This is a genomic window from Parasphingomonas caseinilytica, from assembly GCF_036663755.1.
Classification (GTDB): Bacteria; Pseudomonadota; Alphaproteobacteria; order Sphingomonadales; family Sphingomonadaceae; genus Sphingomonas.
The window spans coordinates 59168-74780 of the sequence record NZ_JAXOJL010000010.1; the positions used below are offsets into that span (position 1 = coordinate 59168).

Consider the following 15613-nt stretch of genomic DNA (forward strand, 5'->3'; position numbering starts at 1 on the left):
TTGTGGTTAGGACACCGCGTCCAGCGTTTCGATCGTCAGCCGGTCGTTGGTGTACACGCAGACCTCCGCCGCGATCGCCATCGCCTTGCGGCAGATCGTCTCGGCATCCTGTTCGTAATCGACCAAGGCGCGGGCGGCGGACAGCGCGTAATTGCCGCCCGATCCGATCGCCGCGACGCCGTTCTCCGGTTCCAGCACGTCGCCGTTGCCGGTGAGGATCAGCGTGACATGCTTGTCGGCGACGATCATCATCGCCTCCAGATTTCGGAGATATTTGTCCGTCCGCCAGTCCTTGGCGAGTTCGACCGCGGCGCGCAGCAACTGGCCGTGATGCGTTTCCAGCTTGCGCTCCAGCCGCTCAAACAAAGTGAACGCATCGGCGGTCGCGCCGGCGAACCCGCCGATCACGCTGCCGTCACCCAGACGCCGCACCTTGCGCGCGTTGGGCTTCATCACCGTCTGTCCCATCGACACCTGGCCGTCGCCCGCGACGACCACCTTGCCGTTCCGGCGCACGGAGAGAATCGTCGTGCCGTGCCACGTCATGTTATCGCTCATGGCCGGCATATGGGTGAGAGATCGGAGCGGTTCAATCTCCCGCCCCCCTCGGCACCCCGGCACGGGCGTCACATCCCGGCCGGAGCTACCCTTAAGGTCACACTAGGGTCACACTATCGCTATCTATCGACGCCCTTCGCCTTACCCCAGCTGCGTGCGACGGTGTAGCCGAGGTAACCGGTGCCGAAGAGTGCGTAGAGCGGCTCCGGGATGCCGGCGAGATAGGCGTTCATCCCGCTGGCGATATGCTTCGCCATCTCCGGCTGCACGGCAGCGATCAGCCCCATCGGGATCGCCCACAGCAACAGCGCATACATGACGTACAGGAAGCTCGGGCGGGCGCGGCTGGTCCAAGGATCGGTCGATTGCGCCTCGGCGACGATCGCCGAGAGTTGCGTGCGGACCTGCTCCATTTCCTGGCTGCCCTGGAGTTTCAGCAATTCCAGCTTGGCCGCGTCGCGCGCCTTGGGATCGGGGATGATCTTGTCGATCAGCCCGGCGATCGGGCCGATGATACCTGCGATGATGCTCATGGTGTTAATCCCGCTCTAACCGAATCCTTATGAGACGGCTTGAACATAATAACCTATCTGGTTTTCTGTAGGAAAGATCGATTTGCAACATCGTCACCCCGGGCTTGACCCGGAGCCCCGCTTCTCCTTTCAATCGTTGAAGAAAAGAAGCGGGGCTCCGGATCAAGCCCGGGGTGACGGCAAGTCGGTGGCAGGGAGTGCGCGCGTGAAGGCCAAGGCAAACGGCATCGAACTCGAATATGAAAGCTATGGCGACGATGCCGCGCCGGCGGTGCTGCTGATCATGGGGTTGGGCGCGCAATTGACGCGCTGGCCGATGCCGTTCGTCGAGGCGCTGGTGGCGCGGGGATACCGCGTGATCCGTTACGACAATCGCGATATCGGCCTGTCCCAGAAACTGGACGCGGCGGGCACGCCCAGCATCGCCGGGTTGCTGGTCGCGCGCTTCTTCCGCTATCGCCCGCGCGTGCCGTATCTGCTTGGAGACATGGCGGCGGATGCGGCCGGGCTGCTCGATGCGCTGGGGATAGACCGCGCGCATATCATCGGCGCGTCGATGGGCGGGATGATCGCGCAGATGTTCGCCGCCGCTTATCCGGCGCGCACGCTGTCGCTGATGTCGATCATGTCCTCGACCGGCAATCCCGCACTGCCATCGGCCAATCGCGAGGCGATGGCGGTGCTGACCAAGCGACCGAAGACGACGGATATCGATGCGATCATCTCCTTCGGAGTGCGCGCGGAACAGACGATCGGCAGCCCGGGCTATCCGGTGGACGACGCCGTGGTGCGCGCCAACGTGACGCGCGACGTGACCCGGTCGATGAGCCCGGCGGGCTTCGCGCGGCAGATGGCTGCGATCGTCGCCAGCGGCGACCGGCGCGCGGCATTGGCCAAGATCACCGCGCCGACTCTGGTGCTGCACGGCACGGACGACCCGCTGGTGCCAATCGCCGCCGGCCGCGACACCGCGAAGACGATCCCCGGCGCGACTTTGGTGGAGGTGCCGGGCATGGGGCACAACATGCCCGATGCGCTGATCCCGGTGGTGGTGGAGGCGTTCGAGAAGCTGGTGGCGCGGGTTGGGGCTTAGACCCGCTTTCCACAAACTCCAGTTGTGCTTTCAACTACCGTTCGTGCTGAGCTTGTCGAAGCACTGCCCTTCTCTTCGCTGGGCACATATTTCGGCACGAAGAAAGGCAGCCTTTCGACAAGCTCAAGGCGAACGGAGGTTGCTGTAGCGTATGTCTTTATGACCGGCTTTCGCGGGTGAAGAGATGGCGCGGTAAGCACTAACCGACGTTGGAACGGACTTGGGTTGCCCCTATGATGAGACATCACCCCGTGATCTGCGGCCTCGCATAACTTCGTGGCGGTCATGTTCCAGCCCACTTGGGACAACAGCAGCATGGAGAAAGAGTGACATTTTCGATCTGGTCGCCATCCTGCGCGGCTGGGAAACGGACGGCACATGGGCACAAGCACATGCTCGCTAGATGTGCCGCCCTTTGTGAATTAAACTTCCTGTAAAAAGCGCATCGAAACCTGCAACTGAGCTCCGGGGGCTGATGATGTAGTGCCATGCAAGGAAGCCGAACTGTTAGCGGTTTCGCGTCCTTGTACATCTAAAACAAAATCCGTCAGACCCGCAAAGACGTTTTCCATGCCAACAGAATGTTGGAAGACGTGGAAAGAGCCAGTGACGTCTTCACCGCTCTGATCGATATTGCCTACAAAGGCAAATCCGCTATCCCCGCCTGAAGCGCGTCCGTCCTGAAGTGTGATTACGCCATTACCCATGCTCCCGCCCACCGCAAATGCGACAGCGTACAGACCGTTCTTCATGACAAACTCTCCATTTCACTTATTTAGATAGAAATAGTGAGCCCAGACTCAATATCAATGGCCGCGAGAGTTTGTTCGTTATAATGGCTAGCGCCAAATCGTGCGGTCATTAGCACGCCTGTCGCATCGTTGAACAAGTGATAGGAACCCGCAGCTTACGATCTGCTTATGAATCGAATGCTCACTTGGGCGAGCAACTGCCAACGACTGCGTAAGCGCATGCTAATGTTAGAAAATCTTGGTCGGAGCGACAGGATTCGAACCTGCGACCCTCACACCCCCAGTGTGATGCGCTACCAGGCTGCGCTACGCCCCGACCGAGGGGGTGCGTTTATGCGGAGGTTCGTGCGTATGCAAGCGGAGTCGCACGGCCGCCGCCCCGCGAACACGCGATTGTTGCGCCACCGGGGCGATGATGATAGCGCGCGGCGCTTGTCGCGTGGGGTGTCTCAGCCCCGCGCCTTTGTCTTTGGCCCGTCCATTCAGGTACACGCATGTTGATCCCCCAAGCCTATGCCCAGACCGCGACCGGCGCGGCCGCCAATGGCGGTGCCCTCGGCATGTTCGCGAGCATCGCGCCGTTGCTGCTCGTGTTCGTCGTGTTCTATTTCCTGATGATCCGTCCGCAGCAGAAGCGCGTTAAGGCGCAGGCCGCAGCGATCGACGCGGTGAAGAAGGGCGACTCGGTCGTCACCGCCGGCGGCATCCTGGGCAAGGTGACCAAGGTGGAGGAGCGGTTCGTCGAGATCGAGATCGCACCGACCGTGAAGGTGAAGGTCGTCAAGGCGACGCTGAGCGACGTGACCGGTGCCGGCACCGCCAAGCCCGCGAACGACTGACCGCATCATGCTCGATTTCCCGCGTTGGAAAGTGCTGTCGATCCTGGGCCTGCTGGCTGCGCTGATGCTGCTCGCCGTGCCCAGCTTCCTGCCCGAAACCGTCACCAGCAAATGGGGCAAATTCCCCCATCCGACGATCAATTTCGGTCTCGATCTGGCCGGCGGTTCGTACCTGCTGCTGGAAGCCGACACGACCGAACTGGCGCGCACGCGGCTGGACAACATGCGCAACAACATCGCCGATGCTATGAAGAGCGCGCCGGCGATCCAGATCGGCGACATCGCCAGCGACGGCACGAAATTGAGCTTCCTGCTGCGCGACGTGACGCAGCTGGATGCAGCGCGCGAACGGCTGAACAAGCTGACCGCCGGCGCGGGCATGACCGGGCAGCGCGACTGGGATCTGAGCGTCGTCGATTCGGCGCGCGTCGTGATGACGCCGACCAAGGCCGGCTTCGACCAGGCCGTCAAGGCAGCGATGAGCACCGCGACAGACGTCGTACGCACGCGCATCGACAAGCTCGGCACGCGCGAACCGACGATCATCGGCCAGGGTGCCGACCGTATCGTCGTGCAGGTGCCGGGCCTGAACGATCCGACCGCGCTGAAGGAATTGCTGGGCAAGACCGCCAAGCTGGAATTCAAGATGGTCGACGAGACGCGGGTAGATCCGACCACCAACGCCGTCCCCGTCGGCAGCCAGTTGCTGAACTATACCGATGGCGGGCCGCAGGGTAAGATCCTGGTCAAGCGCCGCGCGATCCTGACCGGCGATCAATTGGTCAGCGCGAGCCAGGGATTCAAGCAGGAAGACAATCAGCCGATCGTCAACTTCGCGTTCGACAGCGCCGGCGGCAAGATCTTCGCCCGCATCACGCAGGAGAATATCGGCAAGCGCTTCGCCGTGGTGGTCGACGGACAGGTGATCTCCGCGCCGCGCATCAACACCGCGATCCTGGGTGGGGCGGGCTATATCGAGGGCAGCTTCACCATTGCCTCGGCCAACAACCTCGCCATCTCGCTCAGTTCGGGCAAGCTGCCGGTCGCGCTGAAGGTGATCGAGGAACGCACCGTCGGTCCGGATCTCGGCGCGGATTCGGTCCATGCCGGCATCCTCGCCTCGGTCATCGCGGTCGTCGCCGTGATCATCTTCATGCTCGTCACCTACGGGCGCTTCGGCGTCTATGCGAACATCGCCGTGGTCATCAACGTGATCATCATCGTCGGCGTGCTGGCGGTGCTGAACGGCACGCTGACGCTGCCGGGCATCGCCGGTTTCGTGCTGACGATCGGCACCGCGGTGGACGCCAACGTGCTGATCAACGAACGCATCCGCGAGGAGCGCCGCCGTGGCCGCAAGGTCGTGCAGGCGGTCGAACTCGGCTACAAGGAAGCGAGCCGGACGATCTTCGAGGCGAACGTGACGCATGCGATTTCGGGCGTGATCATGCTGCTGCTGGGTTCCGGCCCGGTGAAGGGCTTCGCGGTCGTGCTGCTGATCGGTATCTGCACCTCGGTGTTCACCGCCGTCGTCTTCACCCGGATGATGGTCGCCTTGTGGTTGCGCAAGAACCGCCCCACCGACATCAACATTTGATCGGCGAAATCCCATGCGCCTGCTGAAACTCGTACCCGACAACACCAACCTGCCGTTCGTTTCCTTGCGGAAATGGGCGTTCGGGCTGACCCTGATCCTGTCGCTCGCGGCGCTGGCGCTGGTGTTCACGCGCGGGCTGAACCTGGGCGTCGATTTCGTCGGCGGCCTGATGATCGAGGAAAAGTTCGAAACCCCACCATCGCTCGACAAATTGCGCACCTCGGTCGATGCGCTGAAGCTGGGCGAAGTGCGCTTGCAGACGGTGGGTAGCGACGGCAAGACAATCTCGATCAAATTGCCGCCACCCGACAGCATGGACGAAGGCGCGGTCGCCCGCACCGTTCAGCAGGTGCAGGCCGCGGTGAACAAGGACTTCCCGGACGCGAAATTCTCCAAGCAGGATGCGGTGTCCGGCAAGGTGTCGAACGAACTGATCTGGCGCGGCATGCTGGCCGTGGCGCTGGCCGTGGTCGGCATCGGCCTGTTCGCGGTGCTGCGCTTCGAATGGCAGTTCGGCGTCTCGACCGTCGTCGCGATCGTCCACGATCTGTTGATGACGCTCGGTTTCTTCGCGCTGACGCGGTACGAGTTCGACCTGAACATCGTCGCCGCCGTGCTGACGATCATCGGTTATTCGATCAACGACAAGATCGTGATCGACGACCGTATCCGCGAGAATATGCGCCGCTATCGCAAGATGGACATGGCCGGCATCGTCGATCTCTCGGTCAACGAGACGCTGCCGCGCACCGTGATGACGTCGTTGACGATCCTGCTGGCGCTTGGCGCATTGCTGCTGTTCGGCGGGCATGTGCTGCGTGGCTTCACCTCGGCGATGATCCTCGGCATCTTCGTCGGCACCTATTCGTCGATCTACGTGTCGTCGTCGCTGCTCATCACGCTGGGTCTGCGCGCCGATCCGAATGCGGCGGACGCGCCGGTGGCGGCCAGCAATGCCGAGCGCGTCGGCCCGCGCGGCGGGTGATCCTTTCACCCACCTGCGTTTAAGGGTTCGGCCGGGATGAAGATGGACAAGCCGCAGACCGACGGCCCGATCATCGCCGGCTTTTCGAGCGGCGGGTTCAAGGTCGACGAAGGCGTGTATCACGCGCTGCTGATCACGCCGGTGCGCGCCGACGGCTGGTCGCCGCCACCGCTGGCCGAGTTGACCGAGGCCGATCTCGCCCCGCTGCTCGCGCTCGATCCGCCGCCGGAATTCCTGCTGCTCGGCACCGGGGCGAGCCTCGTGCGGCCGGCCCCGGCGCTGATGCGCGCGATCGAGGCGAAGGGATTCGGGATCGAGGCGATGGACAGCCGCGCCGTGGCGCGGGCGTGGGCCGTGCTGCGTGGCGAGGGGCGCTGGATTGCGGCGGCGTTGTACCCGATCGGTTGAATTCGTTCGGGTTCGAACAAACACATTGCCGTCATCCTCGCGAAGGCGAGGATCCCGCTTCTTCTTCCAAGTGCGGGGCAAGGCAGCGGGATCCCCGCCTTCGCGGGGATGACGAGGAAGAAAAATCGGCCGTCAGGCCCGCCCTGTCACCAAAGCCGCCAGATGATCGTACAACCCGGCGCTGTTCGCCTCCCAGGTGAAGCGCTCCGCCGCCGCCCGCGTTTCGGCGCGGGGTGGCGGATCCGCGATCAGCTCGGCGATCGCCCCCGCAAACGCCATCACGTCGCGCGGCACGATCCGCCCGATACAGGGCCGGTCGACGATCTCCGCCGCGCCGCCCGCCGCCGTGACGACGATCGGCGTGCCGCAGGCGAGCGATTCGACCCAGGCATTGGCCAGCCCCTCCGACTCCGAACACAGGGCCATGACGTCGGCGGCGGCGAGAAGGGTCTGCAATTCGCCATGCGGCACCGCGCCGAGCAGGCGGAGGCGCTCGTCCACCCCGTGCGCCGCGATCTCCGCCTCCAGTATCGGGCGGTCCGGCCCTTCCCCCGCGATCAGTAACGTCACGCCAGGCAACGCGGCGACCGCGCGGATCACCACCTCATGCCCCTTGCGCGGAATCAACGCGCCGAGCGACACCACCAACGGCCCGGCGATGCCGAGCGCCGCCTTGGCCGCCGCACGATCCGCGAGCGCGAAGCGATCGAGATCGACGCCGGTGTGATGCACGCGGATCGCATCGGCGTGCATTCCGAGCGCGATCATGTCGTCGCGCATCGCATGCGATACGGCGAGCAGCCCGTCCGCCTGCCGCCCCGCGCGCCGCACTTGCGCGGCGGTGCCGGTCGTCCGGCCCCAATGATGAATATCGGCACCGCGCGCCTTGATCGACACCGGCACCCCGAAATGCTGCCCGAGCGCGATCGCCGCCGGGCCATCGGGGAAGAAGAATTCGGCATCGATCACGTCGAAGGCAAAATCGCGCCGGATGTCGGCCAGCAGCGGTTTCAGCCGACGGACGAGTGAACCGACATGGAAGCGCCCGCCGGTGCCGGGCAGGATCGTGAAGCGCGGACGCCAGATCTCCACGCCGTACCACGTCTCGCGTTCGGGCAAAGCCGCGCGCGAGGCGTAATGCGGCAGGCGCGCGAACGGAGACGGCGGCATACCGATCGGTGCCACGACTCGCAGATCGACATCCGGATGCGCGGCAAGCCCCAGGGTCTGCCGCCCGACAAACACGCCGAAATTCGGGCGCGTAGCGTCGGGGAACAGCGTGGAGAGGGTCAGGACGCGCAGCATGACGTGCGGTGAATAGACCGGCGAAAGTTAAGGTCGCGGCAAATTCGGCTGTAATTTTATGTTTCTAGCGATTGTCTCAGCAAGGTTTACGCCTCCCCGGCGAAGGCCAGGGCCCAGCAGCGAAGGTTGAGGTTACGATCCGCAATGCCCGATTACTTCCGTTTATCGACTGGGCCCCGGCCTTCGCCGGGGAAGCGATCAACAACAACAAGCAAGCGCCATCAAATCCGCGTGTCGCCCGGATAGGCGAACAGCAGGTCGCTGCCGACCGAGGCACTGATATGCGCCGTACCCTCGATCAACAGGCATTCGCCCGCCTTCCACGCCACGCCATCGACCACGCCCTCGCCCACCGCCGGTACGAACCAGCCGGGCTTGCCCTCCGGCAAAGTGATCGTGCGCTCGCCACCCGGCCATCGTTCGAGGACGAATTTCGGCCCCTCGACCAGCAGGATACGATCGTCCGCCACGCGCCCCGGCGCGGCGGGCGCGACATAAGGGGTGGGATCGGCCACCGCGACGCCGTCGTCGAGATGCAGTTCGCGGTCGCTACCATAATCGTACAGGCGATAGGTCGTGTCCGAATTCTGCTGGATCTCGATCACGGTGATGCCGCCGCCGATCGCATGGATCGTGTCGCTCGGCGCGTAATAGAAGTCCCCGGCCTTGACCGGCTTCCAGTCGAGCTTGTGTTCGATCGACCCGTCGAGCGAGGACGCACGCAACTCATCCTTGCTCATCGGTGCCAGCGTACCGATCGCGATCGTCGCACCCGGTTCGGCGGCCAGCACCACCCAGCATTCGTCCTTGCCGCGCGGCAGGCCGCGTTCGTGCGCCTGTTCGTCGTTCGGATGGACCTGCACCGACAGCTTTTCGCCGGGGAACAGATATTTGATCAGCAGGTCCGGCTGTTCGGGTCCGAACGTCTGAAACCAGATTTCGCCGATCGGCGGGGCATCGGCTGCGGGGTCGGGAAAACCGGGCCACAGTGTGTGGCGGCCCCACGGCTTTTCCACCCGGCGCGTGGTGAGCAAGGTCGCGGTCATGGCTTGGGTTTCCTCTTGATCGGCATATTGCGCTGCAACGCACAGAGTGGGCACTCGCTCCGGCGCAGACAAGCGGAAACCTGCGGAAAAAACATTGTTCGTGGCGGCGCGGCTGGGCTATGGCGTCAGGCCATGCGTACCTCCCTGTCCCGCCCGATCGCGCTTGCCATCGTCGCACTCGCTTTATCCACCACCGCGGGTTGCGCGCGCAAAACCGGAAAGAACGATCTGCCCTATGTCGCGCGCGACGTCGGCACGTTGTACGGCGCGGCCAAGCACCGGCTCGATCAGGGACGCTACAAGGAAGCGGCGGCATTGTTCGACGAGGTCGAGCGCCAGCATCCCTATTCCGTATGGGCGCGCCGCGCGCAGTTGATGAGCGCCTATGCCAATTATCTCGGCCGCGATTACACCAATTCGATCCAGTCGGCGCAGCGCTTCCTGCAGGTCCATCCCGGCAACCGCGACGCGCCTTACGCTTATTACCTGATCGCGCTTGGCTATTACGAGCAGATCAGCGACGTGACGCGCGACCAGAAGATCACGCAGCAGGCACTCGACGCGCTGGGCGAACTGACGCGGCGCTATCCCAATACGCGTTATGCCTCCGACGCGCGGCTGAAGATCGATCTCGTGCGCGATCACCTGGCCGGCAAGGAGATGGAGATCGGGCGCTTCTACGAGAAGCGCGGGCTTTGGCTCGCCGCGACGATGCGTTTCCGCAAGGTGGTGGACGAATTCCAGACCACGACGCATACGCCCGAGGCGCTGATGCGGCTGACCGAAACCTATCTGGCGCTCGGCGTGCCGGACGAGGCGAAGAAGTCCGCTGCGGTGCTGGGCGCGAACTATCCCGGCTCGGAATGGTACGGGCGCGCCTTCAAGCTGGTGCAGGAGCATCCGGCGATCGCACTGGCGGCGGTCCCGCAAGGCCAGCCGATCGTGCCGGTGCAAACCGCACCCAGCACGCCGACCCGCCCCGGCAGCGCGGCGATCGCGCCAAAGGACGATCGCTCCGCATCGCCGACACCGGGTAATCCCAACGGCACGTAAGCGCTTCATAAAGAACAATTCCAGAACACGCGGAAATGCGGTAAGGGCCGGCCCGATATGCTGACCGCGCTTTCCATCCGGGACGTCGTCCTGATCGAGGCCCTCGACCTGGATTTTTCCGGCGGCCTCGGCGTGCTGACCGGCGAGACCGGCGCGGGCAAGTCGATCCTGCTCGATGCGCTGGGCCTCGCGCTCGGCGCGCGCGGCGATAGCGCGCTGGTACGGCACGGCACCGCGCAGGCCGTGGTGACGGCCAGCTTCGATGCCCCCGCCTCAGCCGCCGCCTTGCTCGCCGAGAACGGCCTTGAGATGGATCCGGGCGAGCCATTGATCGTCCGCCGCATCGTCAAGGCCGATGGCGGCAGCCGCGCCTTCGTCAACGACCAGCCTGCGTCGGCCGGGTTGTTGCGCGAACTGGGCGCGCAGCTGGTCGAGATACACGGCCAGCACGACGATCGCGGGCTGCTGAACGCGCGCGGCCATCGCGCGCTGCTCGACAGTTTCGCCGGCGTCGATACCGGCCCCGCCGCGACCGCCTATCGCGCGTGGCGCGCGGCGGCCGAGGCGCTGGCGACCGCACAGGGCGAACTGGAAACCGAGGCGCGCGACCGCGAATGGCTCGAACATGCCGTCGGCGAACTGACCGGTTTCGCGCCCGAAGAAGGCGAGGAGGAAATCCTCGCCACGCGGCGCGCCGGCATGCAGCGTGGCGAGAAGATCGCCGACGATCTGCGCGCGATCGCCGATCTGCTCGAGGGATCGGACGGAGGCCTCGCCAAATTGCGCCAGGCGGCACGCGTGCTGGAACGGGTCGGCGAGGATCACGAGGCGCTGGGCGAGGCACTGGCGGCGATCGACCGCGCGATCATCGAAAGCGCGGAGGTGCAGGACAAGGTCGATGAGGCCGCCGCGGCCCTGGCGTTCGATCCGGCGCAACTGGAGGCGGACGAGACTCGCCTGTTCGATCTGCGCGCGCTGGCCCGCAAGCACCGCGTGCAGCCGGACGATCTCGCTCGACTGACGCAGGAATTATCGGATCGGCTTGAACGGCTCGACAGCGGCGGCGCTGGCCTCGCCAGGCTGGAACGCGCTTTGGCGGCGGCGGCGAAGGCCTATGCGGTGGAGGCGGATGCGCTGACCGCGCAGCGTAGCGACGCGGCAATCCGGCTCGACGCGGCGGTGAAGGGCGAACTCGCGCCGCTCAAGCTGGATGCCGCACGGTTCCGCACCGCACTCGTGCCGCTGGCCGAAGACTCTTGGGGTGCGGCGGGCAAGGACCGGGTGGAATTCGAGATCTCGACCAACCCCGGCGCGCCGTTCGCCCCGCTAACCAAGATCGCGTCGGGCGGCGAACTGTCGCGCTTCATCCTGGCGCTGAAGGTGGCGCTGGCCGAGGAGGGCGGCGCGGCGACGATGATCTTTGACGAGATCGATCGCGGCGTCGGCGGCGCGGTGGCCAGCGCGATCGGCGAACGGTTGGCCCGGCTGGCCGATCGCACCCAATTGCTGGTGGTGACGCACAGCCCGCAGGTCGCGGCGCGCGGGGCGCATCACCTGCTGATCGCCAAGAGCCATGACGGCACCGTCACCCGCACCGGCGTGCGCGGCCTGGACGAGGCCGAACGGCGCGAAGAAATCGCGCGCATGCTGTCCGGCGCGACCGTGACGGACGAAGCGCGCGCGCAGGCGGTGCGCTTGCTGGAGACGGCTTGAGGCTCCACCGTCCGCGCGATCACGAAGCACCGCTTCCCCGGCGAAGGCCGGGGCCCAGTCGCGAAGGTCGATATTACGTTGCGCAGCGCCCAACACTTCATGTTTCACGACTGGGCCCCGGCCTTCGCCGGGGAAGTTATAAAGGACGCCGTCCGAAATGCCCGGCAACGTACGATTTATCCTAAAAAGGCATGGTCAGCGTCACCATGATGCGCTTGTCGGGCAGGCCGTCCGGCCGCCCCACCTGAATCGCATACAGATTGCCATGCACATTACCGATATCGAAATCCACGCCCGGCCCATCGACAGGAGCCTTCATGCCGGCAGGTCGGGGGATCGGCTTGAGGCGAAACCGATCGTCATGGGCCTTGCCGCAGACGACGACCTCATCCGGCGCGGGCGAGGTTTCGCACGGTGCGCGCCTTCGCTGCGGGATCATCACCGTCGTCGCACCCGCCGGAGGGTCCGATACGGCGACGGGCAAGGCTTGCAGCACGAGCATCAGAACCGCCGTCATCGCGCGCTTTCTCCCGCAGACCGCACGGATCATCATGCAGCGATGCGGCGGGATTATGGCGCACGCGTAAACATCGCGACAATCGCTGGGCGATCTGCTACACCGAGTCCATCGCGCGAGATTGCCCCCAAGCATCGCACGGCTGAGAGACCCACGCGCTCCCGCTTGTTGTAAGCCCCGGAGCCATTCTCAGCCCCCTCGCCGACCCTCTTTCATCCCATCCGTGTCGTGCATCGCACGATCCGTTTCGAGGCGCACCGGCTGGAGCCGGGCGGCGCTCTCGGTCTTTCTTTCCGGCTCCGTCTACCCAAGGAAATACCTATGCCGATCGGCACCGTAAAGTTTTTCAACGCTGACAAGGGCTATGGCTTCATTGCGCCCGAAGATGGCGGCAACGACGCCTTCGTTCACATCAGCGCCGTCGAAGCAGCCGGCATGCGTACGCTCGATAAGGAACAGCGCGTTTCCTACGAGCTGGAGCAGGACCGTCGCGGCAAGATGTCTGCGGTCAACCTCGCTTCCGCGTGAATGATCTGCGCGGGCGGCGGAATCCTCCGTCGCCCGCGCTCTCATTCCAGTACGGAGAGCGTTCATGAATACCACCGCCATGTTCTATCGCGATCGTGCCCGCCAAGCGGAAGCCGACGCCGATTCCGCCGTGCTGGACAATGTCCGCGATCGCTGGGCCCGCGCCGCCAAGGCTTGGGACGAAATGGCGACCCGCGCCGAAAAGACCGCCGAGCGCCGCTCCGTCAACGAAGAAGCCAAGGCGATGGCAGGCGAAGAGGATTAGCTCAGCGATCCCCTAGGTTCTCCCGTTCGTCCTGAGCCTGTCGAAGGGCGCGTTCGGGGCACGTGCTTCGACAAGCTCAGCACGAACGGTGGAGAGTGAGACGGTTGTATCGCGGCCGCGCCGGGTTTAGCCCGGCCCGATGACCGCGCCACTGTCCGACACCTCCCTTCCCGATACAGACGATTCCGCCGCCGCCGAGCTGGCGACCCTCGCCGCCGAGATCGCGCGCCACAACACGCTGTATCACACCAACGACGCGCCGGAGATTTCCGACGCCGCCTATGACGCGCTCACCCGCCGCAACGCCGCGATCGAGCGCGCTTTCCCGCATCTGATCCGCACCGATTCGCCCAGCGTAAAGGTGGGTGCCGCGCCCGCCGCGCATCTCGCCAAGGTGCCGCATGCCCGGGCGATGATGAGTCTCGATAATGCCTTCAGCGATGAGGAGGTGGTCGAGTTCGTCGCGCGCGTCCGCCGCTACCTGAAGCTCCCCGAAAGCGAACAGGTCGCGCTTACCGCCGAACCGAAGATCGACGGCCTGTCCTGCTCGCTGCGCTACGAAGGCGGCATCTTGGTCCAGGCCCTCACGCGCGGCGACGGGCAGGTCGGTGAGGACGTCACCGCCAACGTCCGCACGATCGGCGACATCCCGCAGACCTTGCCCGACGGCGCTCCGGACGTGTTCGAGGTGCGCGGCGAAGTGTATATGGCCAAGGCCGATTTCGCCGATCTCAACGCCCGCCTGCTCGCCGAGGCCGAGGACACTGGCAAGGACGCGCGCCAGTTCGCCAACCCGCGCAACGCCGCCGCCGGGTCGCTGCGCCAGAAGGATGCCGCCGTCACCGAATCGCGCCCGTTACGCTTCCTCGCCCATGGCTGGGGCGAGGCGAGCGCGGTGCCGGGCGAAACGCAGGCGGAAATGGTGGCGGCGATCCGCGGCTGGCACATCCCCGTCGCCGACGGTTTCGCCCGCGTCGAAACCGCCGAAGCCGCGCTCGACGTATATCGCGCGATCGAGGCTGCGCGCGCGGACCTGCCGTTCGATATCGACGGCGTGGTCTACAAGGTCGATCGGCTCGACTGGCAGGCGCGGCTGGGCGCGGTGGCGAAGGCACCGCGGTGGGCGATCGCGCACAAATTCCCCGCAGAACGCGCCGAAACCACGCTCAACGACATCGAGATTCAGGTCGGCCGCACCGGAAAGCTGACCCCGGTCGCGAAACTGGAACCGGTGACGGTCGGCGGCGTCGTGGTGCGCAATGCGACCTTGCATAATGCGGACGAGATCGCCCGGCTGGGCGTGCGCCCGGGCGACCGCGTTCGCCTGCAGCGCGCCGGGGACGTCATCCCGCAGATCGTCGAGAATTTGACGCCGGAGCGCGAAGCTCCGGACTGGATCTTCCCCGATCATTGCCCGCGCTGCGGATCCGAGGCCGTCGCGGCGGACGGCGAGGTCGATGTGCGCTGCACCGGCGGACTGATCTGCCCGGCGCAACGGCTCGAACGGCTGAAGCATTTCGTCAGCCGCGCCGCGCTCGACATCGGGTCTCTGGGCGAAGAACGGCTGAACCTGTTCCTCGATCTCGGCTGGATTGCCGAACCGGCGGATATCTTCCGGCTCGGAACGCATCGCGACGAGCTGCTCACCATGAAGGGCTGGAAAGAAACGTCGGTCGATTCGCTGCGCGCCGCGATCGAGGCGAAGCGCGCGCCCGATGCCGCGCGATTGCTGTTCGGGCTCGGCATCCGCCATGTCGGCGCGATCAGCGCGCGCGATCTGCTCAAGCGTTACGTGACGCTGTCCGGCGTCCGCCTGCTCGCCGAAGAAATCATCGCACTGCGCGATGCGACTCCAATGGCGCTCGGCGAAAGCGACCAGAAGCACGGCAATCGCCTCGACAAGGCGATCGCCGACCATATCGGGGTCGAGAATATCGGCGCCGCAGTCGGCCACGCGCTGGCCGATTTCTTTCACGAGCCGCATAACCAGACCGTCTGGGACGATCTGCTCGCCGAAGTGACGCCGCCGGACTTCATCGTCGAAACGCGCGACTCGCCGGTCAAGGGCAAGACGGTGGTCTTCACCGGCAGCCTCGAAACGCTGAGCCGCGACGAGGCCAAGGCTCAGGCCGAATCGCTGGGGGCCCGCGTGTCGGGATCGGTATCGGCCAAGACCGATCTGGTCGTCGCCGGCCCCGGCGCGGGATCGAAGGAAAAGAAAGCCAAGGACCTCGGCATCGAGGTGATCGACGAGGCGGGCTGGACCGCGATCGTCTCCGCCGCGCGCTAGAAATTAACGGATTATTCAGGTGATGCTTTTTTGCAACGCAACATGAAACACTGACTCACCCCCCTACACAAGTCCGGCGCTGTCATTTATCCGTCATGAACAGCGCGCAATGGCGCATCCGGTGGCGTGGG

Annotated in this window: 16 protein-coding genes and 1 tRNA gene; 10 read left to right on the top strand and 7 right to left on the bottom strand. The window is 65.0% G+C overall.

Features of this window, described 5'->3' with window-relative positions:
• Positions 1 to 6: 6 nt before the first annotated feature.
• Both hslV and U1738_RS17990 read right to left on the bottom strand, forming a co-directional pair.
• Positions 7 to 558 carry an ATP-dependent protease subunit HslV gene (gene hslV / locus U1738_RS17985; protein ID WP_332790414.1) on the bottom strand — a complete coding sequence of 184 codons (552 nt, stop codon included), beginning with the start codon at positions 556 to 558 and terminating at the stop codon, positions 7 to 9.
• Positions 559 to 677: 119 nt separating this feature from the next.
• Positions 678 to 1091 (bottom strand): holin family protein, encoded by a 414-nt coding sequence (locus U1738_RS17990; RefSeq protein ID WP_332790415.1) that lies wholly within the window; start codon positions 1089 to 1091, stop codon positions 678 to 680.
• Between the two features lie 205 nt (positions 1092 to 1296).
• On the opposite strand from U1738_RS17990, the gene U1738_RS17995 reads away from it, so the two are divergent.
• Positions 1297 to 2184 carry an alpha/beta fold hydrolase gene (locus U1738_RS17995; RefSeq protein ID WP_332790416.1) on the top strand — a complete coding sequence of 296 codons (888 nt, stop codon included), beginning with the start codon at positions 1297 to 1299 and terminating at the stop codon, positions 2182 to 2184.
• Positions 2185 to 2606: 422 nt separating this feature from the next.
• Here U1738_RS17995 and U1738_RS18000 read toward each other — a convergent pair whose 3' ends face one another.
• Together U1738_RS18000 and U1738_RS18005 are read right to left on the bottom strand one after the other, a co-directional pair.
• Entirely contained in the window at positions 2607 to 2936 is a 330-nt protein-coding gene (locus U1738_RS18000) for a GrlR family regulatory protein (RefSeq protein WP_332790417.1), read from the bottom strand.
• Between the two features lie 239 nt (positions 2937 to 3175).
• Positions 3176 to 3252, bottom strand: a tRNA-Pro gene (locus U1738_RS18005).
• 178 nt (positions 3253 to 3430) lie between these two features.
• Between U1738_RS18005 and yajC the strand changes: the two genes are divergently transcribed.
• From yajC to U1738_RS18025, 4 genes are read left to right on the top strand one after another with little or no spacing between them, the layout of a single operon-like run.
• Complete coding sequence (yajC, locus tag U1738_RS18010) at positions 3431 to 3775, top strand: preprotein translocase subunit YajC (protein ID WP_055775425.1); 345 nt, start codon at positions 3431 to 3433, stop codon at positions 3773 to 3775.
• Positions 3776 to 3782: 7 nt separating this feature from the next.
• Complete coding sequence (secD, locus tag U1738_RS18015; RefSeq protein WP_332790418.1) at positions 3783 to 5372, top strand: protein translocase subunit SecD; 1590 nt, start codon at positions 3783 to 3785, stop codon at positions 5370 to 5372.
• A gap of 13 nt (positions 5373 to 5385) precedes the next feature.
• Entirely contained in the window at positions 5386 to 6357 is a 972-nt protein-coding gene (gene secF, locus U1738_RS18020; protein WP_332790419.1) for a protein translocase subunit SecF, read from the top strand.
• A gap of 36 nt (positions 6358 to 6393) precedes the next feature.
• A complete protein-coding gene (locus tag U1738_RS18025; RefSeq protein ID WP_332790420.1) occupies positions 6394 to 6765 on the top strand; it encodes an Mth938-like domain-containing protein in 372 nt (123 codons plus the stop codon).
• Between the two features lie 132 nt (positions 6766 to 6897).
• Here the strand turns inward: U1738_RS18025 and U1738_RS18030 are convergent, their stop codons facing one another.
• Together U1738_RS18030 and U1738_RS18035 are read right to left on the bottom strand one after the other, a co-directional pair.
• Positions 6898 to 8070, bottom strand: a complete 1173-nt coding sequence (locus U1738_RS18030; RefSeq protein WP_332790421.1) for a glycosyltransferase — start codon at positions 8068 to 8070, stop codon at positions 6898 to 6900.
• A 221-nt stretch (positions 8071 to 8291) separates the two neighbouring features.
• The gene (locus tag U1738_RS18035; RefSeq protein ID WP_332790422.1) at positions 8292 to 9116 is read right to left on the bottom strand and encodes a class I mannose-6-phosphate isomerase; all 825 of its coding nucleotides are present in this window, start codon (positions 9114 to 9116) and stop codon (positions 8292 to 8294) included.
• Between the two features lie 132 nt (positions 9117 to 9248).
• On the opposite strand from U1738_RS18035, the gene U1738_RS18040 reads away from it, so the two are divergent.
• A complete protein-coding gene (locus U1738_RS18040; RefSeq protein ID WP_332790423.1) occupies positions 9249 to 10169 on the top strand; it encodes an outer membrane protein assembly factor BamD in 921 nt (306 codons plus the stop codon).
• 57 nt (positions 10170 to 10226) lie between these two features.
• Positions 10227 to 11882 carry a DNA repair protein RecN gene (gene recN / locus U1738_RS18045; RefSeq protein WP_332790424.1) on the top strand — a complete coding sequence of 552 codons (1656 nt, stop codon included), beginning with the start codon at positions 10227 to 10229 and terminating at the stop codon, positions 11880 to 11882.
• A gap of 181 nt (positions 11883 to 12063) precedes the next feature.
• Here the strand turns inward: recN and U1738_RS18050 are convergent, their stop codons facing one another.
• On the bottom strand, positions 12064 to 12399 hold the full coding sequence (locus tag U1738_RS18050; protein WP_332790425.1) for a hypothetical protein: 336 nt from the start codon (positions 12397 to 12399) through the stop codon (positions 12064 to 12066).
• A gap of 321 nt (positions 12400 to 12720) precedes the next feature.
• Here U1738_RS18050 and U1738_RS18055 point away from each other — a divergent pair, with 321 nt between their 5' ends.
• From U1738_RS18055 to ligA, 3 genes are all read left to right on the top strand, one after another.
• Positions 12721 to 12927: a cold-shock protein gene (locus U1738_RS18055; protein ID WP_055775402.1), complete on the top strand. Its 207-nt coding sequence runs from the start codon at positions 12721 to 12723 to the stop codon at positions 12925 to 12927.
• A gap of 64 nt (positions 12928 to 12991) precedes the next feature.
• Positions 12992 to 13192 carry a hypothetical protein gene (locus U1738_RS18060; RefSeq protein ID WP_332790426.1) on the top strand — a complete coding sequence of 67 codons (201 nt, stop codon included), beginning with the start codon at positions 12992 to 12994 and terminating at the stop codon, positions 13190 to 13192.
• Positions 13193 to 13331: 139 nt separating this feature from the next.
• Positions 13332 to 15482 carry an NAD-dependent DNA ligase LigA gene (ligA, locus tag U1738_RS18065; protein WP_332790427.1) on the top strand — a complete coding sequence of 717 codons (2151 nt, stop codon included), beginning with the start codon at positions 13332 to 13334 and terminating at the stop codon, positions 15480 to 15482.
• The last annotated feature ends 131 nt before the right edge of the window (positions 15483 to 15613 follow it).